Origin of the sequence: Mycolicibacterium frederiksbergense, assembly GCF_012223425.1 — a bacterium.
GTDB lineage: Bacteria > Actinomycetota > Actinomycetes > Mycobacteriales > Mycobacteriaceae > Mycobacterium > Mycobacterium frederiksbergense.
This window is the reverse complement of the sequence record NZ_CP038799.1, coordinates 5,247,924-5,273,256: the sequence shown is the minus strand read 5'-3', so window position 1 is coordinate 5,273,256 and position 25,333 is coordinate 5,247,924. Positions and strand designations below refer to the sequence as shown.

22 protein-coding genes are annotated in these 25,333 nt (G+C 67.5%); 15 read left to right on the top strand and 7 right to left on the bottom strand.

Going from position 1 to position 25,333, the window contains the following annotated elements; all coding sequences use genetic code 11:
• Positions 1–25: 25 nt before the first annotated feature.
• Both EXE63_RS28465 and EXE63_RS28460 read left to right on the top strand, forming a co-directional pair.
• The gene (locus EXE63_RS28465) at positions 26–472 is read left to right on the top strand and encodes a hypothetical protein (RefSeq protein ID WP_168144715.1); all 447 of its coding nucleotides are present in this window, start codon (positions 26–28) and stop codon (positions 470–472) included.
• A 10-nt stretch (positions 473–482) separates the two neighbouring features.
• Positions 483–842: a hypothetical protein gene (locus EXE63_RS28460; RefSeq protein ID WP_168144714.1), complete on the top strand. Its 360-nt coding sequence runs from the start codon at positions 483–485 to the stop codon at positions 840–842.
• A gap of 6 nt (positions 843–848) precedes the next feature.
• Here EXE63_RS28460 and EXE63_RS28455 read toward each other — a convergent pair whose 3' ends face one another.
• The 3 genes from EXE63_RS28455 to EXE63_RS28445 are packed head-to-tail and all read right to left on the bottom strand — an operon-like array spanning position 849 to position 5,191.
• Entirely contained in the window at positions 849–2,276 is a 1,428-nt protein-coding gene (locus EXE63_RS28455; protein WP_168144713.1) for an APC family permease, read from the bottom strand.
• Positions 2,277–2,330: 54 nt separating this feature from the next.
• Positions 2,331–3,788, bottom strand: coding sequence for an aminobutyraldehyde dehydrogenase (locus EXE63_RS28450; protein WP_168144712.1), 1,458 nt, complete (start codon positions 3,786–3,788; stop codon positions 2,331–2,333).
• A 14-nt stretch (positions 3,789–3,802) separates the two neighbouring features.
• Positions 3,803–5,191 carry an NAD(P)/FAD-dependent oxidoreductase gene (locus EXE63_RS28445; protein WP_234904299.1) on the bottom strand — a complete coding sequence of 463 codons (1,389 nt, stop codon included), beginning with the start codon at positions 5,189–5,191 and terminating at the stop codon, positions 3,803–3,805.
• Positions 5,192–5,424: 233 nt separating this feature from the next.
• On the opposite strand from EXE63_RS28445, the gene EXE63_RS28440 reads away from it, so the two are divergent.
• The 4 genes from EXE63_RS28440 to EXE63_RS28425 are packed head-to-tail and all read left to right on the top strand — an operon-like array spanning position 5,425 to position 9,544.
• A complete protein-coding gene (locus tag EXE63_RS28440) occupies positions 5,425–6,039 on the top strand; it encodes a TetR/AcrR family transcriptional regulator (protein WP_234904298.1) in 615 nt (204 codons plus the stop codon).
• The gene (locus EXE63_RS28435; RefSeq protein ID WP_168144709.1) at positions 6,039–7,352 is read left to right on the top strand and encodes a glycosyltransferase; all 1,314 of its coding nucleotides are present in this window, start codon (positions 6,039–6,041) and stop codon (positions 7,350–7,352) included. The genes EXE63_RS28440 and EXE63_RS28435 overlap by 1 nt, the downstream gene beginning before the upstream one ends.
• Positions 7,353–7,355: 3 nt before the next feature.
• The gene (locus EXE63_RS28430; RefSeq protein WP_168144708.1) at positions 7,356–8,558 is read left to right on the top strand and encodes a glucosamine kinase; all 1,203 of its coding nucleotides are present in this window, start codon (positions 7,356–7,358) and stop codon (positions 8,556–8,558) included.
• The gene (locus tag EXE63_RS28425; protein WP_168144707.1) at positions 8,555–9,544 is read left to right on the top strand and encodes an SIS domain-containing protein; all 990 of its coding nucleotides are present in this window, start codon (positions 8,555–8,557) and stop codon (positions 9,542–9,544) included. The genes EXE63_RS28430 and EXE63_RS28425 overlap by 4 nt, the downstream gene beginning before the upstream one ends.
• 39 nt (positions 9,545–9,583) lie before the next feature.
• Here the strand turns inward: EXE63_RS28425 and EXE63_RS28420 are convergent, their stop codons facing one another.
• A complete protein-coding gene (locus EXE63_RS28420) occupies positions 9,584–11,356 on the bottom strand; it encodes a BCCT family transporter (protein WP_168144706.1) in 1,773 nt (590 codons plus the stop codon).
• A 190-nt stretch (positions 11,357–11,546) separates the two neighbouring features.
• Here EXE63_RS28420 and EXE63_RS28415 point away from each other — a divergent pair, with 190 nt between their 5' ends.
• The 9 genes from EXE63_RS28415 to EXE63_RS28375 all read left to right on the top strand — a co-directional run bounded on the left by EXE63_RS28415 (position 11,547) and on the right by EXE63_RS28375 (position 19,922).
• Positions 11,547–12,473 carry an alpha/beta fold hydrolase gene (locus EXE63_RS28415; RefSeq protein WP_168144705.1) on the top strand — a complete coding sequence of 309 codons (927 nt, stop codon included), beginning with the start codon at positions 11,547–11,549 and terminating at the stop codon, positions 12,471–12,473.
• 31 nt (positions 12,474–12,504) lie between these two features.
• On the top strand, positions 12,505–13,209 hold the full coding sequence (locus tag EXE63_RS28410) for an HAD family hydrolase (protein ID WP_234904297.1): 705 nt from the start codon (positions 12,505–12,507) through the stop codon (positions 13,207–13,209).
• 99 nt (positions 13,210–13,308) lie between these two features.
• The gene (gene lon / locus EXE63_RS28405) at positions 13,309–15,642 is read left to right on the top strand and encodes an endopeptidase La (protein ID WP_168144704.1); all 2,334 of its coding nucleotides are present in this window, start codon (positions 13,309–13,311) and stop codon (positions 15,640–15,642) included.
• An 88-nt stretch (positions 15,643–15,730) separates the two neighbouring features.
• Complete coding sequence (locus EXE63_RS28400) at positions 15,731–16,207, top strand: OsmC family protein (protein WP_168144703.1); 477 nt, start codon at positions 15,731–15,733, stop codon at positions 16,205–16,207.
• A gap of 48 nt (positions 16,208–16,255) precedes the next feature.
• Positions 16,256–16,645: a nitroreductase family deazaflavin-dependent oxidoreductase gene (locus tag EXE63_RS28395; RefSeq protein ID WP_168144702.1), complete on the top strand. Its 390-nt coding sequence runs from the start codon at positions 16,256–16,258 to the stop codon at positions 16,643–16,645.
• Between the two features lie 4 nt (positions 16,646–16,649).
• Positions 16,650–16,982, top strand: coding sequence for a TfoX/Sxy family protein (locus EXE63_RS28390; RefSeq protein WP_168144701.1), 333 nt, complete (start codon positions 16,650–16,652; stop codon positions 16,980–16,982).
• A gap of 39 nt (positions 16,983–17,021) precedes the next feature.
• On the top strand, positions 17,022–17,657 hold the full coding sequence (locus tag EXE63_RS28385) for an HhH-GDP family DNA glycosylase (protein WP_168144700.1): 636 nt from the start codon (positions 17,022–17,024) through the stop codon (positions 17,655–17,657).
• Between the two features lie 21 nt (positions 17,658–17,678).
• Positions 17,679–18,902 (top strand): NAD(P)/FAD-dependent oxidoreductase, encoded by a 1,224-nt coding sequence (locus tag EXE63_RS28380; protein WP_168144699.1) that lies wholly within the window; start codon positions 17,679–17,681, stop codon positions 18,900–18,902.
• A 24-nt stretch (positions 18,903–18,926) separates the two neighbouring features.
• Positions 18,927–19,922: a malate dehydrogenase gene (locus EXE63_RS28375; RefSeq protein ID WP_168144698.1), complete on the top strand. Its 996-nt coding sequence runs from the start codon at positions 18,927–18,929 to the stop codon at positions 19,920–19,922.
• On the opposite strand, the gene EXE63_RS28370 is transcribed toward EXE63_RS28375, so the two are convergent.
• The 3 genes from EXE63_RS28370 to EXE63_RS28360 all read right to left on the bottom strand — a co-directional run bounded on the left by EXE63_RS28370 (position 19,923) and on the right by EXE63_RS28360 (position 25,302).
• Complete coding sequence (locus tag EXE63_RS28370; RefSeq protein ID WP_168144697.1) at positions 19,923–21,398, bottom strand: acetyl-CoA acetyltransferase; 1,476 nt, start codon at positions 21,396–21,398, stop codon at positions 19,923–19,925.
• Positions 21,399–21,481: 83 nt separating this feature from the next.
• Complete coding sequence (locus tag EXE63_RS28365) at positions 21,482–22,906, bottom strand: aldehyde dehydrogenase (RefSeq protein ID WP_168144696.1); 1,425 nt, start codon at positions 22,904–22,906, stop codon at positions 21,482–21,484.
• Complete coding sequence (locus EXE63_RS28360; RefSeq protein ID WP_168144695.1) at positions 22,903–25,302, bottom strand: CaiB/BaiF CoA-transferase family protein; 2,400 nt, start codon at positions 25,300–25,302, stop codon at positions 22,903–22,905. Before EXE63_RS28360 ends, EXE63_RS28365 begins: the two co-directional genes overlap by 4 nt.
• Positions 25,303–25,333 lie beyond the last annotated feature (31 nt).

The window sequence follows — 25,333 nt, the reverse complement described above, 5'->3', positions numbered from 1 at the left end:
TGGCTCGCAGCAATAAAGTTCGGTCATGCCAGCCGACGACCAGGGCCCACCGCCGACACTGCACGTCCAGCACCGCGTGGATCCCGGCGCGCTGGCCCTGGCCACGGTCGGCGGAGCCGTCGCCTTCATCTTCGCCGGCGAGGACTGGGACGTCCTGGCCGTCGTCATCGGCCTGATGCTGTTGCTCATCCTGCTGGCCCACCATCACGCCGCGCCGACCGACGGGAGCCCGCGCTCCTATCTGCTGCGCGGAGCCTTCGGCGCCACAACGGGTCTCGCGTTCAGCATCGCGGTCGCCCCGGCGATCGAATACGGCATCATCACGCCGTTCTTCCACACCGAGGATGACGAGGGCTTCTCGATGGACGCGTGGAACACCACGGTCGCACTATCGGGGGTGTGGCTCGTCTCAGCGATACTGCTGGCGGTGTTCGAGCCGCGGATTGCGCGCTGGCTGGATCGGGCCCGGTAGGCGGCCGACGATGAAGGAATTCGGCTCCCGCCGACGCAGCCAACCCGCGCCCCCGTGGGCGTTGTTCGAGGATCTGTGCGACCCGCATCGCCAACCGGCGCGTCCGTGGCTCGAGTTGAGGGTCGACGAGATCGCCCCGACCGTCACCGAGAGCGATCAGGCACGCCTGGTGGTCTGGTCATCGCTGTGGCCCCGGCGCCCCGACGCCATCGTGCGGTTCGATCTCTCGGCCACCAGTGACGGCGGAACGGACTTGCGGTGGACCCTGTACCTGGACGAGCCCGAGCCCGACGCCGGTCTGGTCGGCCATCTGCGGCACCGCCTCAACGAGCTCATCAACGCGAACCTGCGCTACACCTACGGTCAGTGACGCCGATCAGCCTGCCGTGTCCGCCTGCGCCTCGTTGCGTCGGTCGCTGCGCTGAACGAACCACCAGAGCACCACGCCCGCGGCCAGAATCGACAGGGCGATGCCGAGTTCGAGGACGCCGCCGTACCCGGTCACCGAGAACCCGGTGGCTCCGACGACCAGCATCACGGTCAGCAGAATCGCAAGGCCCACCGAGACCGGCACGAAGACCCGCGGCAGCCGGATGGGACGCGGCGCGGTGGGCCGGTCCTTGCGCAGCAGCGCGAAGCCGGCCACGGCCAGCACGTGGGCCAGGATGTAACCAAGGTTGCCGGTGACGATGATTGCCAGCGGTTGTTGGAGCACCACCAGCAGCACGATGTTGAGCACCAGCATGACGTTCAGCGCGCGGATGGGAACACCGCGACGATTGAGCTTGCCCATGGAGCGCACGGTGATGCCCTCCTTGCCCATGTTGAACAGGACGCGCGAGGCATCGGCGACAGATGTCAGCATCACCAACACCAGGGATGCGATGAGACACAACACCATGACGTCCGCACCGGCGCCGGTCAACTGCGAGAAGCTCGCCACGAAGAAGGTGGACGGGTCCGCCGCGATCGCCTCCTCGCCGGCGAAACCGCCGAGGGTGAGCGGGACGAGGAAGAACACCCCCAGGCAGAACAGCGCCGACGCACGGATCGCCCGCGAGGTGTCCCGGACCGGATCGCGATACTCGGAAGCGAAGGTCGCGCAGACCTCGATGCCCAGCGTCGTCCAGGCCATCACATACAGCCAGACGATCGCGGTGTGTAGACCCTCCAGGCCGTGCAGGTTCCACGTCAGGTCCATCGGCGCCCAGTCGGCGTTGAAGAGCGGGAAGAAGATGAACACGGCAAGCGGGATCATCAGGATCGCGGCGGTGACATAGACGAACGCCATGGTGACCCGCACGCCGATGACATTGATGCCGTACAGCACGAAGATGACGATCAGCCCGATGAGAATCGGGAAGCTGAAGTGCAGTGGACCCAGATCAAAGGTCCACTGTTGGTCGGGGAACCACTGGGACTGCACCAGCAGACCGGTGAACGAACCGTAGGTCGCCAGGTTGGATCCCCACGGCAGCCAATACCCGACCCCGGCCAGCGGCGCGAACCAGGGCACGCGTCGCTTCCACGCTTCGGCCGCGTAGCCCGAGATGCCGCCCGAGGCATTGGGGAACATCGCCGCCAACTCGATATAGATCCAGTTGACGGCCAGCGATATGGCCATCGAGATGGCCCACAGCACCGCGGCACCCCAGCCGCCGAGCCCGGCGATCGAGGCGCCCAGGGTGGCGACCAGCGCGGCGGGCATCGTCATCGCCATCGCGAAGCCGTCGAACCACCGCATCTTCCGGGGGAGCACCTCGTCCACCGAATGTAGTTCTGCTGACTGACTGTTGGATGTCATGGGGGTACCTCCGTTTGGGAATTGGGTATCAGATCGGTTCGGCATGAACGTGATTCAGGACGGCCGGAAGGAGGCATGCGCCGCCCTCGGCGCGTGTTTGACCATGATGTGCCGGGCGACGGTGTATTCGGCGACAGCGGCCTGGCTCATGTCCTTGCCGAAACCGCTTGCCTTGACACCGCCGTGCGGCGCCTCGGACGCGATGGGCAGGTGGTCGTTGACCCACGTCACACCGGCCTCGATCGCGTGCGCGGTGCGAAGTGCGCGCGCCACATCGGTGGTCCACACCGAGGACGCCAGTCCGTACCGACAGTCGTTGGCCAGCCGAAGAGCTTCCGCCTCATCGCCGAACGGCAGCACCACCAGCACCGGTCCGAAGACCTCGTCCTGCACGATTTCGGCGGTCTGTGGCACTCCGGTGATCAGCGTCGGCGGATAGTAGGCACCGGGGCCCTCCGGCAGCACACCGCCCGCGCGCACCGTGGCTCCCGCCGCCACCGCACGTTGGACGAAGCCGTGCACCCGCTCGCGGTGCTCGACACTGATCAGTGGACCGATGTCGGTGGACGACTGGTGCGGATCACCGACCCGGATCGCACCGAAAGCCTCGGTGAGACGTTCGACGAGTGCGTCGATGATCGACTCATGTGCGTACACGCGGGTCGCCGCGGTGCAGTCCTGGCCCGAGTTGTAGGTGGCGCCCATCGCGATACCGTGCGCCGCATCATCGAGGTGAGCATCCTCGAACACCAGACACGGCGCCTTGCCGCCGAGTTCGAGATGAACCCGCGCACCGCGCACCGCTGCTGTCGACATCACCTGGCGTCCGGCACGTGTCGACCCGGTGATGGAGACGAGGTGCACACGCTCATCGGCGACCAATGTCTCGCCGACGGCCTGATCACCGGTCACCACTTCCAGTACTCCCGGTGGTACACCCGCCTCGATCGCCAGTTCGGCGATGTAGAGCGTGCTCGACGGGGTCGAGGGCGCCGGCTTGATGACGATCGTGTTGCCCGCAGCCAGGGCGGGCCCGATCTTCCACAGCCCCATGATCATCGGGAAGTTCCACGGGGCGATGCCCACCACGGGACCCACGGGCCGGCGGACGACCATCGAGGTGTAGCCCGCGCTCAGCAGGCCGGCACCGGTCTCCTCCAGGGAACGGCCGGCTCCCGCGAAAAACCGCAGATTGTCGGTGCCGAAGGGAAGTTCGCCGTCGCGAAAGACCGCCTCCGGCTTACCCGTTTCGGCGACCTCCAGTGCGGTCAGTTCCGCGGCATGGGCGTCGATCAGGTCGGCCCACCGCAGTAGTACCCGTGCCCGCTCGCCGGCGGTCCGGCCGGACCAGGCGGGGAAGGCTTCGGCGGCCGCGGCGACGGCGCGTGCGGCGTCGCCGACCGAGGCCTCGGAGATCGTCGTCGTCGGCTCCCCCGTCGCCGGGTCGATCAGGGTACGTGCGCCCCCGGAGCCGGCGACCCGCTCGCCCCGATGGAATAGTCCTGCGGTCACTCGCACACTCCTCGTCAACTGTTGAATCCCACACCGAAGCGGTCCAGGGTGCGCAAAAGCAGTCCCCTACGGCCTGTTTCGTCCTCACGGGCTAGGGCGGCGCGTGTCATCTCCACGGCGGGCCAGCGCAAGGGCTCGGGCGGGAACGGCACAGCGCTGCCGGTGACGGCCCGAAGACAGGTGCGTTCGGTCTCCCGCCCGCTCAGCAGGTCCAGTGCCACCCGCGCACCGAAGCGCGTCGATGCCACACCGAGGCCGGTGAATCCGACCGCGTAAGCCAGGCGACCGTTGAAGGCTGTCCCGAAGATCGGGGTGAACCTGCTGGTGGTGTCGATGACGCCACCCCAACGGTGGGTGAACGGCAGATCAGCCAACTGTGGGAACGTCTCGCGAAAGTGCTGCGCCAGCAGTCGGTGTGATCGATCGCGCAGTTCGAGTTCGGGGCCGATGGCATCGCCGTAGTGGTAGATCGCGTCATAGCCACCCCACACGATGCGGTCGTCGCGGGTCCGGCGGAAGTAGTGGAACTGGTTGCCGGCGTCGGTGAGGCCCTGGTTCTGCGACCAGCCGATCGAGTCCAGCTGACCGGTCGTCAGCGGTGCCGTCGCCAGCACGTAGTCGTAGACCGGGAGAACCCAGGACTTCAGCCGTCGCAGCAGGGGCGGGTAGGCGTTGGTGGCGAGCACGACGTGGGACGTGTCGACCTCGCCGTGCGTGCTGCGCACGGTCAGGTTGCCACCAGTCCTGGTGATACCGGTCACCGGGGATCGTTCGAAGATGACGGCACCCAATTGCTCTGCAAGGCGGCGTAACCCGAGCACCAGCGCCATCGGGTCCACCAGGCCGCCGCTCCGGATCCGCAGTCCGCCGTGGAAGGCGGTCGAGTGGATGTCCGCACGAACCTGATCGCGGTCGAGGAACTCGACGGCCTCGCCGTGGCGAGCATAGCCCGGCACGGCGAGGCGCAGCGCCTCGACCTCGTGCGGAGTTCTGGCCAGCGTGGTCTTGCCGACTAAGCGCAGATCGGCGTCGATATGGTTGCGCTGCAGGACATCTGCGATCTGCTCGACGTTCTGGCGGCCCTGGCGCTGCAGCTCGTCGAGTTCGTCCGGCCACCTCGCCAGGCCATGGGCGATGCCGTGCGTGAGCGACTCGGAGACGAAGCCGCCGTTGCGCCCCGACGCGGCAGCGCCCACCCACGACTGTTCGAGCACGACGACCCGGCGGCCCGGGTCCGCGGTGAGAGCTTCGATCGCCGTCCACAGACCGGTGTATCCCCCACCCACGACGACGAGATCGGCGTTGACCCGCCCGCGCAGCGCCGGCGCCTGCGGTCCGGTGTGTGCGCCGTCCCACCACACGGGCCGGGGCTCTGCGTCACGCAGATCGTCGGTCGTTCTCACGCTTTGCTCCATCGTCGATCGGTGCCGCCCATCCGCGAGTCCCACGACGGCAGGGACGATAGTTGCACCGCCATTCAGAGAACACAAGACCAGAAATTGCATGTCAATGGGGTTACAAACGTGAATCCTGAGTTTCTCTTCAAGAAATGCTTCCGGAATGCCCCGTTGTCTGGCACCGTGACACACGACATACTTCGTGGGAGATTGCCCGAGGGGAGGGGACCCAGGTGGCGGTGAGCCGCACGGAACGACGCGCGAACCTGCTGCACGCCGCCCAGCGCGCAGTGATGAAACACGGCGCGGACGTCCAGCTCAACCAGGTGGCAGCGGAGGCCGGGCTCACCTCGGGTGCTGTTCTCTACCACTTCCCCGACGTGCAGACGCTCCTCGTGGAGGCCAACAGGGCGGGGATGGAGCGGTTCTACGATGATCGTCTCCGCCGGATCGAGGGCATCGCCGAACCCGACCGCCGCCTGGTACTCACCATCGAGTCCGGCCTGCCGGTCGACTCCGACGATCCGGCGGTGAAGCTGCTGTGTGAGCTGGGCGGGGCGGCCGGACGCTACCCGACGTACGCTGTGCTGCTCACCGCACTGTACGACCGACAGGTGGCGATGTACCAGATCATTCTGGAATCCGGTGCCGCACAGGGTGTCTTCAGTTTGACCTCGCCCTCGCTGACCATTGCCCGCAACATCGTGGCACTCGAGGATGCCTACGGCTACCGCATGGTCGCCCGCCATCCGAGCCTCGATGCCGACGCGTCCACCGAACTGATCCTCGATTACGCGCGGGTGGCAACCGGCCATCCCCTACCCCGCCGCGCTGACGGCGAAAGGACGCAATGATGTCCCAGCCATTGACCATCATGTTCTGGCCGGAATCCGCCTACGGACCCACCAATCAATGCATCGGCGTTGCCGCCAAGCTCCGCGACCGCGGCCACACCATCGTCTTCGCCGCCGAGTCATCATGGGCGGGAAAGATCGCCACCTACGGATTCATCGAGGAACTCGTCGACCTTGCCGCGCCCGTCGAGGGCGCCGAAGACGGTGACGCGGGCCAGTTCTGGACCGACTTCATCGCCGAGACCGCACCTGAGTTCGCCAAACCGACCTTCGACCAACTGGAAACCTTCATCGGTCCCACCTACCAGGCGCTCATCGACGGCGCGAAATACTGCGAGCCACGGTTGCGAGAGATCGTCGACAAGCACCGACCCGACGTGATCGTCGAAGACAACGTGGTCCTTTTTCCCGCACTGTCCACCGCGGGCAAGCCGTTCGTGCGGTTCATCTCGTGCAGCCCACTGGAGGTTCCCGGAGCCGATGTCCCGCCGCCGTTTTCGGGTCTGCCCAGTGATGACAGGTCCGGCTGGGCGGCCTACCGCACCGAATTCGACCGCGTCCTGCGGCCGATGTGGGAGGACTTCGACGCCTGGGTCCGCCAACAGGGTGGCGCCCCTCTGCCGGATCTGGAGTTCATGCCGCGCGACAACGCGGCCACGATCTACATTTATCCGGAAGAGGCAGACTACGTCGACAGGCGGCCACTGGACACGTCGTGGACGCGGGTGGACTCCAGTATCCGCGAGACCGACGAGGACTACGAGCTACCCGCCGAAATGGCCGATCGCCCCGGTGACAGCGCACTGATCTATCTGTCGCTGGGTTCGCTTGGTGCAGCAGATGTGTCGCTGATGCAACGGCTGGTCGACATCCTCGGCACCACCCGGCACCGCTTCATCGTGAGCAAGGGCCCGCAAGCGGACAAGATCACGCTGGCCGACAACATGGTCGGAGCGCAGATGCTGCCGCAGACCAGAATCATCCCCCTGGTGGACGCGGTGATCTCGCACGGCGGCAACAACACCACGACCGAGGCGCTGCATTTCGGGAAACCGCTGATCGTGCTGCCCCTGTTCTGGGATCAGTACGAAAATGCCCAGCGCATAGACGAATTGAAACTGGGCATTCGGTTGGACACCTACCATTTCGCCGATTCCGAACTGACCGGCGCCCTGGACCGGATCCTGGCCGATCAGGAACTGCGCGACAGGGTGTCCGCGATCGGTGTGGCCGTCCGCGAGCGTGACGGCCTCAGCGTGGCCGCCGACGTCATCGAGCGCACCGGTGTGTCCCATCTGAGCACCACCGGCTGATTCGTGCAGTCCGCTGTCGATCTCCTCACGCTCGATGATGGCCACGCGCTGGCGATCGTCGAGCGCGACGGGTCGTTGTCGGCAGTTCCCGTCGTCGGCACACCCGGGGATTGGCGGCGAGCGGCGGCAGGCGACGGCACCGCCGACGCGCTGGTACGGCTGCTTGCGCGGACGCCCGGGCACGCGACGCACGGCCGGTTCTCCGTGGTCTCGTGGACCGACCGGTACCTGCCGGGCGGCGAACGTCCGATCACCGTCGACCAGACCAACGAGTCGGTCATCGTCGGCGAGCAGGCCGTGGTGAAGTGGGCGACCCACCTGCAGCCCGGGCCGCATCCCGCCCCGGGCAGGCTGGCGGCCCTGACCGCCGCCGGGTTCACGGCCACGCCGCCCCCGTGGGGGGTGGTCACCTGGACACCCCAGGCCGGCGAACAAACCCTGGTCGCGACGGTGAATGGGTACCTGCCCGGCGCGGTCGACGGCTGGACCTGGGCCAAGGATCTGTTCATCGCCGCGGCCCGCAGCGGCGATCTGTCCGCGGTGGCCGCCACGTCCCGCGCGCTGGGCGCTGTGGTCGCCGACCTGCACGGCGCGTTGGGCAAGACATCGATCCGGTCCACATCCGAAGACGCGAAACGCTGGCGCGACAGCGCTTTCGACACCTTGGCCGAGGCGCGCCTGCTGGCCGGTCCGGCCAACGCGAAGCTGCTCGCCGAGCATGCCGACGACATCGAGCACATCCTGGACGGTTTGTCCGGGCTGGTAGACGTGCCGGTCCTCGGCGCACACGGCGACCTGCACGTCGGTCAGGTGCTGCGCACCGACGATCTGCTGGTCATCACCGACTTCGACGGCAATCCGGTACTCCCGCCGGCCGAACGTGTTCTGCCCGTACCGGCGGCCGTCGACCTCGCCGGCATCCTGCAGTCGCTGTCGCACGTCGCCATCGTCGCCGTGAAACGCTCAGATCTCGGCGCGGACGCATTCGCCGAGGTCGATAGAGTTGCGCGGACGGCACTGAATGACGCCTACATCGACCGGCTGACGCAGGTCGGGAATGCCAACCTGCACATCCAACACGCCCTCGGCGCCTTCCGCCTGCAACAGGTGCTCCGCGAGATCGTCTACGCAGGCCGCCACCTGCCGCGCTGGATGTACGTCCCGGATGCGGCGCTTCCCGCCCTTCTCACCGAAATGAGCTCATGAAACCCGACGGATTCGCCGCCGATCTCGCCCGCAAGCCCGATGTGCTGACCAATCTGGCCGACGCGCTGGCGGCTCGGAACCCTTGGGCGCACATCGTTCCCGCCGAAGTCGATCGCGTCGTCCTGCTCGGCATGGGATCGTCGGCCTACGCCGGCGGGGTCGCGGCCGCGCGGCTGCGGGCCCGCGGGATCTGCGCGGTCTCCGAGATCGCGTCCACGGAACTGCTGCCCCGGTGGGGTGCTGGCACCCTCGTGGTGGCCACCTCGGCGACCGGTGGATCGATCGAGACCCTGGATGCGCTGGAACGTCTCGATGGTTCGGCACATACGGTGGCGCTGACCAACACACCCGGATCCACCATCACCACGCGCTGCCGGGAGACGGTCGAGTTGTTGGCCGAGCCCGAAGTGGGTGGGGTCGCCTGCCGCAGCTATCAGCACACCCTTGCGATGCTGATGGCGCTCGAATGTCACCTCACCGGAACCCGCACCGACGACCTGGTCACCGCCGTGGAGTCGGCGGCTCGCGCGAGCGACTGGCTGCTGTCCACCGAAAGCGACTGGCGACCCCCGGTTTCCGACCTGCTACTCGGCGAGGCGGAGACGCATCTGGTGGCCCCGGCCCACCGCTTGTCGTCTGCGCAGCAGGGCGCCTTGATGTTTCGGGAAGGGCCCCGGCGCTCGGCCATCGGCTGTGAGAGCGGCGACTGGAGTCATGTCGATGTGTACCGCACCAAGAACAGCGATCTGCGGATGCTCGTGTTCGCCGGGTCGAAATGGGAAGCCCAGATGGCCGAATGGACCGGGCCGCGCGACACCATGGTGGTCGGCGTGGGCGGTGACGTGCCCACCGCCACCCACACGGTGCGTTATCCCGGGGACGATGTCGACGATGTGCGCCTGCTGACCGAGACGCTCATTCCGGAACTGGTCGCGGCCCGGGACTGGCAGGCCGCGGCCGGCAACGCCGGGAGCGCGCCGTCGTAGTACGACCTCCACGCGGTCGCTAGCAAGATCGCGCGTGTCTCACCGCAACTCGTCCGGAACTTGCTGTGCCGGTTCGGACTCCGAATCGGTCGACGACTCGCCCTCGGCCAACGGATCCGTCGGTTCGGTGATGGAGAGCTCCCCGGTGGTCGGGTGTATCTCCCAGTCGGCCGGAGTGATCGTGCGTACCGAGATCAACCCGGCCATGGTGGCCGACACGTCATGTCGGCGATGCGCCGGTAAAAGGTCGGGTGCACTGACGTGCAACAGCCGCGGCGTCGTGGCGAGGTCGTAGCGGAACGCCCGCAACATCGCCACGCACGCGGCCACCATCACAATCGAAAACGGCGCTGCGGTGGCGATCGACGCCGTTTGAAGGGCTGTGAGTGATCCCGCGCCGCCGGCCAGCAACAGGACCGCTGCGGCCACACCCTCGAGCACCGCCCAGTAGACCCGGGTGGCCTTGGGCGGGTCCAGGTCACCGCCCGAACAGAGGATGTCGATGACCAGCGAGCCGGAGTCCGATGACGTGATGAAGAAAAACATGATCACCAGCACGGCCAGCACGCTGGTGATTGTGGGCCACGGAAGTGTCGCCAACAGCTGGAACAGCGAGGTGTTCGAGTCCACCGCACCGTCGACCAGCATGTCGCCGTCGGTCCGCTGCCGAAGTATCGCCGAGTCCCCGAAGATGGTGAACCACAACGAACCGATCACCGTGGGTACCAGCAGGACGGTGGCGACGAACTCCCGGATCGTGCGACCGCGGGAGATGCGCGCGATGAACATCCCGACGAACGGCGCCCAGCTGATCCACCAACCCCAGTAGAAGATCGTCCAGGATCCCAGCCAGCTGCCGTCGCTGAACGGTCCGGTCCGCAGGGACAGCTGTGGCAGCGCCTGGGCATACCCACCGAGGTTCTGCACCCATGCCTGCAACAGGAAGAGCGTCGGACCCAGCGCCATGACGAACAGGGCCAGCGCCGCGGCCATGCCCATGTTGATGTTCGACAGCCACTGCAAGCCCTTGGCGACACCGCTGACCACGGAAAATGTGGCCATCGTGGTGATCACGAGGATGAGCACGATCGTCCAGGTGGCGTCGAGTTCGATCCAGCCCAGGTACTCCAGCCCGGCCCCGATCTGCGTGATGCCGAAGCCGAGTGAGGTCGCGACGCCGAACAGGGTGCCGACCACGGCCACCACGTCGACGGTATGGCCGATGGGCCCCTCGACGCGTTCCTTGCCGATGAGTGGTTCCAGCAGCCACCGCACCGACAGCGGGCGCCCGCGTCGGTAGGTCATATAGGCCATTCCCAGGCCGACGACCACATAGATGGCCCAGGCGTGCAGACCCCAGTGGAACAGTGTGAGCGACAGTGCTTGGTTCGCCGCCGGCGCGGTGGCGCCGTCCACTCCCAACGACGCGGGCGGATTGATGTAGTGGGTCAGTGGTTCGGCGACCCCGTAGAACACCAGGCCGATACCCATGCCCGCGCTGAACAGCATGGCAAGCCAGGCAGTGAAGGTGAACTCGGGCTCCTCGTCATCGGCGCCGAGCCTGATGGTGCCGATGCGCGACGCTCCGCAGTACACAGCGAACAGCACGAACCCGGTCGTGACCAGGATGTACCACCAGCCAACAGTGGAGGCGATGGCTTCATTGAGTCCGGTGAAAGCACCCTCGGCAATGGACGCAAAGGCCACCGCGAACACGATGAGACCAATGATCACCACCGAGGAAGGTATGAACACCTGCGGTTTCAAGGCGCGGAACGCCTTCGGCATCACAGATCGCGAATTGCGGGGCATCAACAGACCTCGTCATCGTCATCGTCTCGTCACGTGCGCCAGTCAGGTTCTGGCCGTCAGCTGGCGTTGGGCCCAGCGAGGTTTGACCATACCTGCACCGTTTGCAGCAACACCAGCCCAGGCAACAAGGCCACCGCACACACGCGGGCCGGATATCGGGCAGGTCAGGCGATGAGACAGACTCCTCACGATGAGTCTCAAGTTCCGCCGCGGAACGCCGTCGGACCCGGAACCGGTGGTCGACGTGCCGGAATGGTTCAGCGCCGCCCTGGCTGTCAGGCCCGAACATTCCGCGATCGACGTCCGCGGGTGCCGCATCCATCTACGTCTGTGGGGCGATACCGACAAGCCACCGTTGCTGTTCGTCCACGGTGGCGGCGCGCACTCCGGATGGTGGGATCACATCGCTCCCTTGTTCACCGTCACCCACCGGGTCGTCGCTCTCGACCTGAGCGGGCACGGTGACAGCGGCACGCGCCCGGAATACTCCATGTCGATGTGGGCGCGCGAGGTGCTCGCCGCGGCGGAGGCCTCCGGGTCGTCGGCCCGGCCCGCTGTCGTGGGACACAGCATGGGCGGATGGGTCGGCGCGGCGGCAGCCACCCGGTACGGGAAGCAGATCGACAGCGTCCTGGTCATCGATTCACCGCTGAGCGACCGCGTTCCCGAGGAGTCGCGGTTGGCCACCCGTCGCCGCGACACTCCCGGATACCGCACCGAGGCAGAGATCCTGGCACGCTTCCGAGCGGTGCCCACCCAAGCGGTGACACTGCCGTTCATCGAACGCCATATCGCCGCGCAGTCGGTGCGCAAGGCCGACAGCGGATGGGTGTGGAAGTTCGACCCCGAGATCTTCGGCGGCCTGCGGCTGGAAGAGACGCCGGCCGATGACGAGATCCTGGAGAACGTCTTCGCCCGAATTCCCTGCCGGATAGGATATTTGCGGTGCGAGAACGGTCTGGTGCCACCGCCGATGGCCGATCAGATCCGTTCCCTGCTGCAATTGCGGGGCCCATTCGTCGAACTCGCCGAGGCGGGGCACCACCCGATGCTGGACCAACCTCTCCCCCTGGTGGCGACCATCCGCACCCTGCTCGAGTTCTGGTCCATCACGTAGATCGGTGGGATGGGGTTTGACAGTGCGCCGAATGGGCATGCCTGACGACGTGCCTGACGACGTACATCCCCCTGCCGTGCTGTTCGATGTCGACGGCACCTTGGTCGATTCGAATTATCTGCACGTGCACGCCTGGCACCGTGCGTTCACCGACCTGCGAATTCCGGTGCAGAGCTGGCAGATTCACCGGTCCATCGGTATGGACGGCGAGAAGCTGCTCGACACGTTGGCCACTGCAGCAGAAGAGGACTCGCGCAACCGGCTCAAAGATCTCCACAAGCAGTACTACCAGGAGACGGCATCGCTGCTGTCTCCGTTGCCTGGTGCACGCGAAATCCTGGAACTCATCGATTCGATGGGACTACAGGTCGTGCTGGCCACCTCCGCTCCCGAAGACGAGTTCGCCACGCTACGCGCAGTGCTCGACCGTGACGACCTGATCTCCACCGCGACCTCGGCGCAGGATGTCGAGACGGCTAAGCCCGAGCCCGATATCGTCCACATCGCTTTGGCGCGCGCGCAGGTCAGTCCGCAGCGCGCCGTTTTCGTCGGCGACGCCGTGTGGGATGCAAAGGCCGGCGTCGCTGCCGGGGTGGCCTGCATCGGCGTCCTCAGCGGGGGCGTCTCACGCGGCGAGCTCGAGCAGGCCGGCGCCGAGGTGGTGTTCGACAACGCTCTCGACCTCTGCACCCACCTCGCCGACAGCCCCGTGCAACGCCTGCTCGACCTCCGCTGACGGTTGCCGCGCTCCTGAGAGCACGACCCGATGAACTCCCGCGGGAACAATCCGCACCGCCACTGAGTTGAGTGCAACAGAATCAACTTTGGAGGATTGATGTCTGAACCCATCTCCGTCCCGGTCGTGTTCGTCCGTGAGCCCATCCTGCTGCCAGGAATGGTGGTGCCCATCGAGCTCGACGACGCCGCCCGGGCCGCCGTCGACGCCGCCCAGTCCAGCGACTCCGGACAGCTGCTGATCGCCCCGCGCCTGGATGACCGCTACCCCACCTACGGTGTGCTTGCCTCGATCGTGCAGGTCGGACGCATTCCGGGCGGCGGTGCCGCTGCCGTCGTCAAGGGCGAACGACGTGCCCACATCGGTACCGGGACGACCGGACCGGGCGCGGCGCTCTGGGTGGAGGTCACCGAAGTGGCCGATGCCGAGGCCAACGAGGAGACTCGCGCGCTGGCCGCCGAGTACAAGAAGCTGCTGCTGGCGATGCTGCAGCGGCGCGAGGCGTGGCAGATCGTCGACGTGGTCAACAAGATCACCGATCCGTCCGCCATGGCCGATACCGCCGGCTATGCGTCGTACCTGACCGATGTGCAGAAACGTGAACTGCTGGAGACCGAGGATGTCTCGCAGCGGCTGCGTCAGCTCATCGAGTGGACGGGTGAACACCTGGCCGAGGTCGAGGTCAACGACAAGATCGCCGAGGATGTCCGGTCCGGGATGGACAAGCAGCAGAAGGAATTCCTGCTGCGCCAGCAACTCGCCGCCATCCGCAAGGAATTGGGCGAGTTGGGTCCGGACGGCACTGCAGAAGAGGCCGATTACCGCTCGCGTGTCGAGGCCGCCGACCTGCCCGAGAAGGTCCGCGAGGCCGCGCTGCGCGAGGTGGGCAAGCTGGAACGCTCCAGCGACCAGAGCCCCGAGGGCGGCTGGATCCGCACCTGGCTGGACACCGTCCTGGACCTGCCCTGGAACGTCACCACCGAGGACGCCACCGACCTGAAGTCGGCCCGCGAGATCCTGGATGCCGATCACCACGGCCTCGACGACGTCAAGGACCGCATCGTCGAGTACCTGGCCGTGCGCGCCCGTCGCGCGCAGCGCAACATGTCAGTCGTCGGTGGGCGCGGCTCCGGCGCCGTCATGGTGCTGGCCGGTCCTCCCGGTGTCGGCAAGACGTCCCTGGGTGAATCCGTGGCACGGGCGTTGGGCCGCAAGTTCGTTCGGGTCGCCCTCGGCGGCGTGCGTGACGAGGCGGAGATCCGCGGCCACCGGCGCACCTACGTCGGCGCGCTACCCGGCCGTATCGTCCGCGCCATCGGCGAGGCCGGGTCGATGAACCCCGTCGTGCTGCTCGACGAGATCGACAAGGTCGGCTCGGATTACCGCGGCGACCCGTCATCGGCCCTGCTCGAGGTGCTGGATCCGGCGCAGAACCATACGTTCCGCGACCACTACCTGGAGCTGGATCTGGACCTGAGCGATGTGGTGTTCCTGGCGACGGCCAACGTCATCGAGAACATCCCGTCGGCGCTGCTGGACCGCATGGAGCTGATCCAGATCGACGGCTACACCGAGGACGACAAAGTGGCCATCGCGCGGGACTACCTGCTGCCCCGGCAAGCCGAACGGGCCGCGCTGACCTCCGACGAGGTCACGCTCACCGACGCGGCGTTGCGCAAGATCGCCGCGGACTACACCCGCGAACCGGGGGTGCGGCAGTTCGAGCGGTTGCTGGCCAAGGCATTGCGCAAGGTCACCACGAAGCTGGCACCCGGAGGATTGACCAGCCTCATCGTCGATGAGCCGGATCTCGTTGAGTACCTGGGCCGTCCGCGGTTCACGCCGGACTCCGACGAACGCACCGCGGTGCCCGGTGTGGCGACCGGCCTGGCCGTCACCGGCCTGGGTGGCGATGTGCTCTACATCGAGGCCGGCGCGGTGGATGCCGAACCGGGCTTGAAGCTGACCGGACAGCTGGGTGACGTCATGAAGGAGTCTGCGCAGATCGCGCTGTCCTACGTGCGGGCCCACGCCGAGCAGTTGGGCGTGGATCCGAAGGCCCTGGACCGCCAGATCCATGTGCACGTGCCGGCGGGCGCGGTGCCCAAGGACGGCCCGTCGGCGGGCGTCACCATGGTGACGGCGTTGGTTTCGATGGCCACCGGCCGGCAGGTGCGCGGTGATGTCGGCATGACCGGTGAGGTCACGCTGAACGGCCGGGTGCTGCCGATCGGCGGCGTCAAGCAGAAGCTGTTGGCCGCGCAACGGGCGGGGCTGAAGACGGTCTTCATTCCGCAGCGCAACGAGCCGGATCTCGACGAGGTCCCGGCCGAGGTGTTGCAGGCGCTGGAGGTCAGGCCGATGACCGATGTCGCCGAGATCGTCGCCTTGGCGCTGGAGCCGGTGGCGGAACCGGCTACCCAGGCCGCCTGACCCTCGCCCTCGCGAGCAGACACAAATGGCCCCAAATCCGACGGATTTGTGGGCCATTTGTGTCTGTTCGCGCAGCTAGGGTGACCCGATGGCCGACAAGACGCATCACTACGAGCTCGACATCACCTGGACCGGCAACACCGGCTCCGGCACCAGCGGCTACCGGGAGTATGAACGCGCCCACGACATCAGCGCACCCGGTAAGCCGACCATCCCCGGCAGCGCCGATCCCAGTTTCCGGGGCGCGGCCGAGCGCTGGAACCCCGAGGAGCTTTTGGTGGCGTCGCTGTCACAGTGCCACATGCTCTGGGTGCTGGCGTTGTGCGCGCAGGACGGTGTCACGGTGACCGGCTACACCGACCACCCGTCGGGCACCATGGCCCAGACCGCCGACGGCGGAGGGCATTTCACCGAAGTCGTGCTGCGACCGACCGTGCACATCACCGATGCGCAGCACGCCGAGGCGCTCACCAGCATCCACGAGCGTGCACACGAACTCTGCTTCATCGCCAACTCGGTCAATTTCGATGTCGGCTGCCGGCCGCGTGTCGTTGTCCAGGTGTGAGGTCCGGTCACCGAATAGACTCGGCTGACCAGCAACTCGGGGAGCCCGATGACCGACTTCAACACCGCCAAGCGCCGCGTCGTGCACGCGGCACAGCGCCGCGTCGTCAACCCGATCGGCCGTAAGCTGCCCGTCACCATGCTGGAGACGATCGGGCGCAGATCCGGGTTGCCGCGGCGCACCGCCGTCGGCGGCCGGGTTGTCGACGACCAGTTCTGGATGGTGTCCGAGCACGGGGAGCATTCGCACTACGTGCTGAACATCAAGGCCAATCCTGCTGTCCGGGTACGCATCCGCGGGCGGTGGCGCACGGGCACCGCGCACCTGCTGCCCTCCGACGACCCGATCGCCCGGCTGGCCCAACTGCCGCAGCTCAACAGCTCGATGGTCCGGGTGATGGGCAGTGACCTCCTGACCATCCGCGTCGACCTGGACTAGACCGATGGCCTACGACGAGGATCTGGCCGAGCGGGTCAGGGAGCTGGTGGCGATGGCCGCCGGCGTCGACGAGAGACGCATGTTCGGCGGGCTGGCCTTCCTCGTGCACGGCCATATGGCCGTCTGCGTGTCCGGGGCCGGCGGCCTGATGGTGCGGGTGCCGGCCGAGGACACCGCCGCCCTGCTCACCCGTGCGCACGTCGAACCGATGATCATGGCGGGCAGGGAAACTCGCGGCTGGGTCCGGGTCGCGGCGGCCGGTGTGACCACCAAACGGCAGTTGCAACCGTGGGTGACCCGCGGCGTCGAGTACGCGTCGACCCTGCCGCCCAAGTAGGCCCGATTAGGCACCGGAGCACCGGGGTATGACTACCCGATGGCAGGCTCGACCACCTCGATCAGCCGCCTGCTCCAGCAGGCGGGCACCACCTACGCCGACGAGGCCTGCATCACGCTGCGCGACAAACCCAAACCGCTGTTCCAGCTGCTGACGCTGACGATGCTGGCCAGCAAGCCCATTGCCGCCTCGGTCGCGGTCGCCGCCGCCCGGGAACTGTTCGGTGCCGGGCTACGCACGCCGGCGGATGTGCTGCGCGCCGACCGGCCGACGATGATCGCAGCGTTCGGACGTGCCGGCTACGCCCGGTACGACGAGAGTTCGGCGACCCGGCTCACCGAACTCGCCACCGCCGTGAGAGACCGCTACTCCGGTGACCTCCGCAACCTGGCCGAGGAAGCCGGGCATGACCCTCGAGCCGCGGCCCAGGCCTTACAGCAGTTCGACGGCATCGGTCCCACCGGAGCCGACATTTTCCTGCGTGAAGTGCAGAACGTATGGCCATGGGCCCAGCCCTATTTCGACGACCGCGCAGTGAGGACGGCCCGCGAACTTGGACTTCCCGGCGATCCCGAACAGTTGCTCGAACTGTCCGAGGGCAGGCCCGCTGAGCTGGCTGCCGCCCTGGTGCGCGCATCGCTCGACCAACAGCTGCGCGAGCGGCTGTCCGCATAGCCCTGATCAAAGGAGAACACCATGCCCACATACGTCATCGTCGGTGCCGGCCTGGCCGGCGCCAAGGCCGCGGAAGGACTGCGCGACAACGGCTTCGAAGGCAAGATCATCTTGTTCGGGAACGAAGAACAACTCCCCTACGAGCGGCCGCCCCTGTCCAAGGACTACCTCGCCGGCGAGAAGTCACTGGCGGATTTCACCGTGCACCCCGCCGAGTGGTACACCGAGCACGATGTGGACCTGCGCCTGGGCACCGGCGTGCAGGTCATCGACACGGGCGGCCACAGCGTCGGTTTCGATGACGGCCGCCATGAGCACTACGACAAGCTGCTGCTTGCGACCGGCTCGCGGGCTCGCCGCCTTGACCTGCTGGGCGCCGACGCCGAGGGCGTGCACGTACTGCGCACCGCCGACGATGCCTCCGCGCTGCTGTCGGCGCTGACCGAGCGCAGCAGGCTCGCCATCGTCGGCGCCGGGTGGATCGGGCTGGAGGTCGCCGCCGTGGCCCGGACCCGTGGCGCACAGGTCACCGTTGTGGAAAGCGCAGAACTGCCCCTGCTGGGGGCCCTCGGACCCGAGGTCGCGCAGGTGTTCGCGGCCCTGCACACCGACCACGGTGTGGATCTGCGGCTGAACACGACGGTCGAGGCCGTCACCACCACCGCCGAGGGCACCGCGAGTGGACTGCGACTCGCAGATGGGTCCACCGTGTCGGCCGACTTGGTCCTGATCGCCGTCGGCGCGGAACCCAATATCGCGCTCGCCGAGAAAGCCGGGCTCACGCTGGACGACGGCGGTGTGGCCGTCGACGAGTCGCTGAAAACCAGCGACGACGATGTGTACGCCGTCGGTGACATCGCCGCCGCGCGACATCCGCTCTTCGGTGGGCGCGTCCGCACCGAACACTGGGCCAACGCGCTCAAGCAACCGGCCGTCGCGGTGAGCGGCATGCTCGGGAGCCCGGGTAGCTATGACGAGCTCCCGTATTTCTTCACCGACCAGTACGACCTCGGCATGGAATACGTCGGCCACGCACCGAAGTACGACGCGGCGGTGTTCCGGGGTGACGTCGACAAGCGCGAGTTCACCGTGTTCTGGCTCGACAAGAAGAAGCGGGTACTGGCCGGGATGAACGTGAACATCTGGGATGGTCTCGATGACATCAAGGCGATCATCCGCGCCGGTGCGAAGATCGACACCGATCGACTGGCCGACCCCAAAGTCCCGCTGTCCGAACTGGTCTAGGAATCGTTGACTAGGGTCGGGTACATGTCCCCGATCCCATCACCGATCACTGTCGTCGTCACCGGCGCCGCAGGGCAGATCGGCTACGCCGCGCTCTTCCGCATCGCGGCCGGAGCGATGCTCGGCCACGACACCCCGGTCCGACTGCGACTCCTGGAATTACCGGACGCCGTCCGTGCCGCCGAGGGCGTGGTGATGGAACTCGACGACGGTGCCTTCCCGCTGCTGGCCGGCGCCGAAATCCACGACGATCCGGTGCGGGCATTCGACGGTGTCGACGTCGCCCTGCTGATCGGCTCGAGGCCCCGCACCAAGGGGATGGAGCGCGCTGATCTGCTCGGTGCCAACGCGCAGATCTTCGCGACGGCCGGCAAGGCACTCAACGCCGGAGCGTCGCCCGGCATCCGGGTGCTCGTCGTCGGAAACCCGGCCAACACCAACGCGCTGGTGGCCTCGGCGCACGCCCCCGACATTCCGCGCGAGCGATTCACCGCACTGACCCGTCTCGATCACAACCGCGCGGTGGCGGCGCTGGCGCGACACACCGGCGCGCCGGTCACCGAGATCAGCCGGATGAGCATCTGGGGTAACCACTCGCCGACGCAGTACCCGGATATTTTCCACGCGATCGTCGGCGGCCGCTCCGGTGCCGACTTCGCCGCCGATACCCGTTGGCTCGCCGACGATTTCATCCCCACGGTGGCACGCCGCGGAACGGCCATCATCGAGGCGCGGGGCGCGAGTTCGGCGGCGTCGGCGGCCAACGGCGCCATCGACCATATCGACGACTGGGTGCACGGCACGCCCGAGGGCGACTGGACATCGGTGGCACTGCCCTCCCCCGGTGTCTACGGCATCGAGGAGGGCCTGGTGTGTTCGTTCCCGTGCCGATCGCGTGAGGGTCGCTGGGAGATCGTGGAAAACCTTGACATCAACGCGTTCTCCCGCGCCCGGATCGACGCGTCGGTCGCCGAGCTGCGCGCGGAACGCGACGCCGTCGCGGCACTGGGACTGCTGTAGTCAGCCCAGTGTGGCCGTGCCGTCGGCCCGTACGGTGACCTTGACACCCGCGATGTCCTCGGCGACGCTGGTCGCTGCCTCGGAGCGATCGTTGAGAACCGCCAGCGTCCGGGTGCCCGCCGGTGTCCGGACCGCCAGGTACGCCTTCTCCGGTACGCCTTCGCGGTCGAACGGTGTGGTCCAGGTTTCGACCGTGCCGACGCCTTCCCATTCGACCTCGGCGGCCCTGACGGGTTCGGCATCGACGTCGGATTGCACATCTTCCCAGCGGAATCCACCACTGGGTGGCTGGGTACCGTAGACCCCGAAGCTGTGCTTGGTGAGGTAGCCACCGTTGGCCGTGATCAGGCCGACCGCTCCGGGTGTGGCGGTCAACCGCTCGGCCATGGTGGCGATGGAATGTGTCACGTAGTTGTTCCATGGCCCGCCGGCGAAGGTCAGTCCGCCGGTCACGGTCAGCGGTCGCTGTGGGTCGTCGAGACCAAGGCCGAGTTCGTTGGCCGCGACTTGCACCGCGGACGGGAAGCACGAGTAGACGTCCACGAGGGCGATGTCATCGACGCCCAGTCCGGCGAGTTCCAGTGCCCGCTTCCCGCCGATGCGGATGGCCGGCGATCCGTGGAACTCGGCGCGGTGGCTGATCTCATAGGTGTCGTGCGCGTCGGTGCCCGCGTACGGGAACACCCAACGCTCCTGTGGGATCTGCAGATAGGTCGCCTTCTCCGCGGACATCAGGATCAGGGCGGCACCTTGATCGACCATGTTGTTGGAGTTCATCAGCTTGGTGTACGGGGCGCTGATCATCCGGTTCTTCGGTCCGGGTCGGGCGATCTCCTCGGCACTGAGCGCCTCCCTGCTCCAGGCGTGCGGATTGCCGGCGGCCACCGCGCTGAATCGTGACCACAGTTCACCGATGCGCTGCTGGTGTTCCTGCGGGCTGGCGCCCGCCGCGATCCGGAGCGCCTGCTCGAACATGGGGTACACGAACGCCGGTCGGTCCAGATGGATGCGCAACTCACCGGGCCCGGCCAGCTGGAATTCGTCATCGGAGCCGGGCGCCGGCGCCACCGATTCGTCCTGCTTGGTGCCGACCAGTTTCTCACCGCGGGCCCGTAGCCGGGTCCGCGAGCGCCACGTCTCGCCGCCGCTGATGAGCACCACATCGTTGCGGCCCTGCTGGATGTCCAGGCAGGCCTGGTTCACCAGTGACTGCGGCACGTTGCCGCCGATCGGCGTGTACCGGGTGGCCGCGTTCTGGGCGCCGATACGTTGCGCGAGCAGCAGGCCGGGATCGCGGTAGCGCCAGGACAGCAGATTGACCACCCGCACCGAGTCGACGGCGGCGAGCACCCGGGGATCGGCGGCGGCGCGGGCGGCAGCCTCCATCAGGTCGACGGGTTCGGTCGTCGAACTCTCGTCGCGCTGGTTGACCTGTCCGTACCCGACGAGCACCGGGGTTCTGGGGTCGATCGTCACTATTGGGGTCCTCTCCACGAGCGTGCGGAAACTTGGTGTGACGCGCGGCGTGTCGGGCAACAGACCCGCACGCTCGCGCGGAATCAGGCCGGTCCGACCCGGTAGATCGATTTCAGCGTCTGATAGGCGGCCAGCCCCTCGGGTCCGAGTTCGCGGCCCAGCCCGCTGGCCTTGACGCCACCGAACGGGGCGTTGACGTCCAACTGGTATTCGTTGACGCCGATGGTGCCGGTGCGCACCGCGCGGGCGATATCGGTGGCGCGATCCACATCGGGTGACCACACCGTGCCGCCCAGGCCGAACTCACTGTCGTTGGCGATGTCGATGGCCTCCTGATCGGTGCCGTACGGGATCACCGTCAGCACCGGGCCGAAGATCTCCTCCTGGGCGATGCGCGACGAGTTGTCGACATCGGCGAACACCGTCGGCGAGACGAACCAGCCGCGCGGCTGATCGGCCGGGATCGCGCCGCCGGCAACAAGTTTGGCCTCAGACCTACCGACTCCGATGTATTCGAGCACGCGTTCCTGCTGGCGACGGCTGACCAGGGGCCCGATATCGGTGGACTTCTGCAGCGGGTCGCCCACGACCAGCCCGTCGGCCAGTGCCGCAACCGCGTCGACCACTTCGGCGTAGCGCGACCGCGGCGCCAGGATCCGGGAGCTCAGATGACAGGTTTGCCCGTTGTTGACGAACGAGGCCGACTTCAGCCCCTTGACGGTGGCGTCCAGGTCCGCATCGTCGAGGATGATCGCGGCCGATTTACCACCGAGTTCCAGCGTCACCGGCCGCAGCAGCCGACCGCAGGTCTCGGCGATGATGCGTCCGGCGACCGTCGACCCGGTGAAGGCCACCTTGTCGACCCCGGGGTGCGACACCAAATGCGCGCCCGATTGCGCGCCGCCGGCGATGACGTTCAGCACACCGGCCGGCAATCCGGCCTCTTCGGCCGCCTCGGCGAAAACCAAGGCATCCAAAGCGGTTTCGGGTGCCGCCTTGAGCACCATGGTGCATCCCGCGGCCAGTGCCGGCGCGATCTTCATGATGGCCAGCGCCTGCGGGTAGTTCCACGGGGTGATCGCGGCGACGACACCGACGGGCTCGCGCCGCACGATGGTGTGACCGATGGCGGCCGGGCGCACCTCCTCCTGGCCGGTCGTGTCCAGCAGGTCGGCGTAGTAGCGCAGCAGCACCGCGGGGAACATGCCGTTGGCACCCTTGGACAGCCGGATCGGCATCCCGTTCTCACGCGAACAGAGCTCCAGGGTGCCTGCCGCCCGCTTCTGCAGCGCATCGGCCATCAACCGCAGCACGCCGGCCCGCGCACCGGCCGGGGTGGCCGCCCATCCCGGCAGTGCCGTGCGGGCCGCCGTCACGGCGTCGTCGATCTCGGATTCTGTTGCCGCCGCGCCCAGCCCGAGCTGTTCCTCGGTGGCCGCCTCGATCACGGCGACGTGCTCGGATGCGGTGCGGAACTGTCCGGCGATGAAGACTGATGCGGTGCTCACGGTGCACTCCTCTGGTCGGTGGTGCTCTCGGTAGGCACGCTGCTCTCGGACGCGACGTCGCTTTTGAACAGTCCGTCGCTTTCGAACAAGACACCCTCGGCGATGAGCCGGTCGATCTCGTCGTTGTCCATGCCAAGTGCTCGGTGGGCGATATCGCGGGTGTGCTCCCCGGCCACCGGTGCCGGGCGCAGTTCGCCGCGCGGAATCGTGCGGAAGGGTGCGGGCCCGGTCTCGCTGGGCATCGGCTCGTCGAAGAGCGGATGCTCCAGATCGGCGTAGAGCGACCGGAACTGTAGCTGCACATCGTCGAGCACATCGCCCGGCCGGTTCATCGGCCCGGCCGGGATGCCGGCGCCCTGCAGTTCCTCGGTGAGGACGTGCTTGTCGCGGCTGACGGTGTACGCCCCGAGGATGGCGGTCAGCGCCGCGGCGTCGGCGGGCAGGTCGATGCCGATGAGGGCCGCCAGCGTGGCGCGATCGCGCTCGTCGCGCACCGAGATGACACACCATTCGTCCTCGCCGGCGCACGGGCAGACCGCGTGCACGGCGGCGTCCTCGGTGAGCGGCAGACCGGCCTGCGCGGCGGCCTCGGCGACGTACGCCACGGCCAGTTGGTTGACCGCGACCTCGGCCTGCGAGATGTGCACGTGTGCACCGCTTCCGGTGCGTTCCCGGCGGATCAGCGCGGCCAGGGTGGCGATCGCGGTGATCCTGGCCGCCACGTGATCGGGGAAGATCGTGGTCGCATCGAAGAACTGATCGGCCGGTGATCCCGCACCCCGCCACAGCCGCGTGACGCCGGTGGTGGCACGGACCAAGGGGCCGTAACCCATCCGGTCGCTCCATGGGCCGGTGTCGCCGAAGGCGCTGCTCTCGGCCAGCACCACAGTGGGATTCAACGTACGCAGGGTATCGAAGGAGAACCCCAGTGCCGCAAGCGTTCCCGGTTTGAAGTTGGCGAACACCGCGTCGGTCCGACCGACCAGCCTGCCAAAGATCTCCGCGCCTTCCGGTCGGCGCAGATCGACCCCGAAGCTCAGCTCGTTGCGGTGGGTCAACGCCCAGGATGAACTCATCGCCTGTCCCGGCGCGGTCTGACGCAACCCGTCGGGGTAGGCCGCACTTTCCACCTTCACCACCCGGGCTCCTAGGTCGGCGAACAACCGGCCGAGCTCGCCGCCGGCGACGATCACCCCGAGATCCAGGATCCGCAGTCCGTCGAACGGACGTTTCCCGCTCTTGCGCGGCCGCCCGAGGGTGTTGGTCGGGCCCAACCACTCGGGTACCGCGTCCTCGGTTACCGGGGCGGTCATACCGCGGTGCGCACCGTCGACGACGAACGGGCCGACCGGCACCGCCACGGCGCCGCCGGCCACCGGCAGCGGCGCCAGGGCACCGACGGCACGGAAGTGCTCGGAGGCCAGTGCCTCGGCCGGCGTCTGCACCGCGGCGATCGGCACGCCCCGCGACTGCCCCTGTGCCACCAGATCGGCCATGGTCCCGGGTGCGAACAACGCCGCTATCGCCGCATTCAGCCGGACGGACGCGGCGAATCGCGCCGCGATCGAGTCGAATTCGGGCCCGCTGAATTCCTCGGGTTCACCGAGCCAGGCTCGCATTCCACGCCATTGCCGCGCCGAGAGCAGACAGATGCGGACATACCCGTCGCGACACGGGAACGTCGGATAGATCTGCTGGTTGCGGGGCCGGCCACGCCAGCCACCGGAGCGCTTCAGACCGGATGCCGCCTGCCCCTGCGAGCCGAAGGGTGGGTCGAGCGCCTGCACGACGGCCTCGAAGCGGGAGAAATCGATGTAGTCACCGCCGCCGTGGCGCAACCGGTGGTAGTAGGCGGCCAGCACCGCCCACGCCGCCTGCGCTGCCGCCGTCGCCGACGCGATACCGATCGGCGGCAGCACCGGTGTCCCGGTGGCCGGGCCGGAACGCGACAGCGCGGTCGACATCGCGTAGAACACCGCGTCGGTGCCCACCCAGGACCGGTACGGCCCGTCGGCCCCGAAATCGGTGACCGACAGCGCCACCAGGTCGGGATGGCGGTCGGCGAGTTCGGCGCAGGAGGCGCCGAAAGCAGCGGTCAGGGAACCGCCGGCGGCGACAAGAATGTCCGCCCCGGCGACCAGTTCGTCGAATCGGCGCCGGTCCGCCTCGTCGGAGGGATCCAGCGTCGTGGCGCGCTTGTTGGCATTGTTCAGGGCGAACGGCACGCTGGTGGCACCCACCAATGGCGCGGTGTGCCGGTCGCGGTCGTCCCCGGGCAGCCCGATCTTGAGCACATCGGCACCCAGATCGGCCAGCAGCCGGGTGATCGCCGCAGCCTCGGCGCCCGCGAGGTCGAGCACCCGCACGCCACCCAGCAGTGGCCCCTGCGCCGTCACCGCGTCATCCTCAGCACGCTCGACACCATAG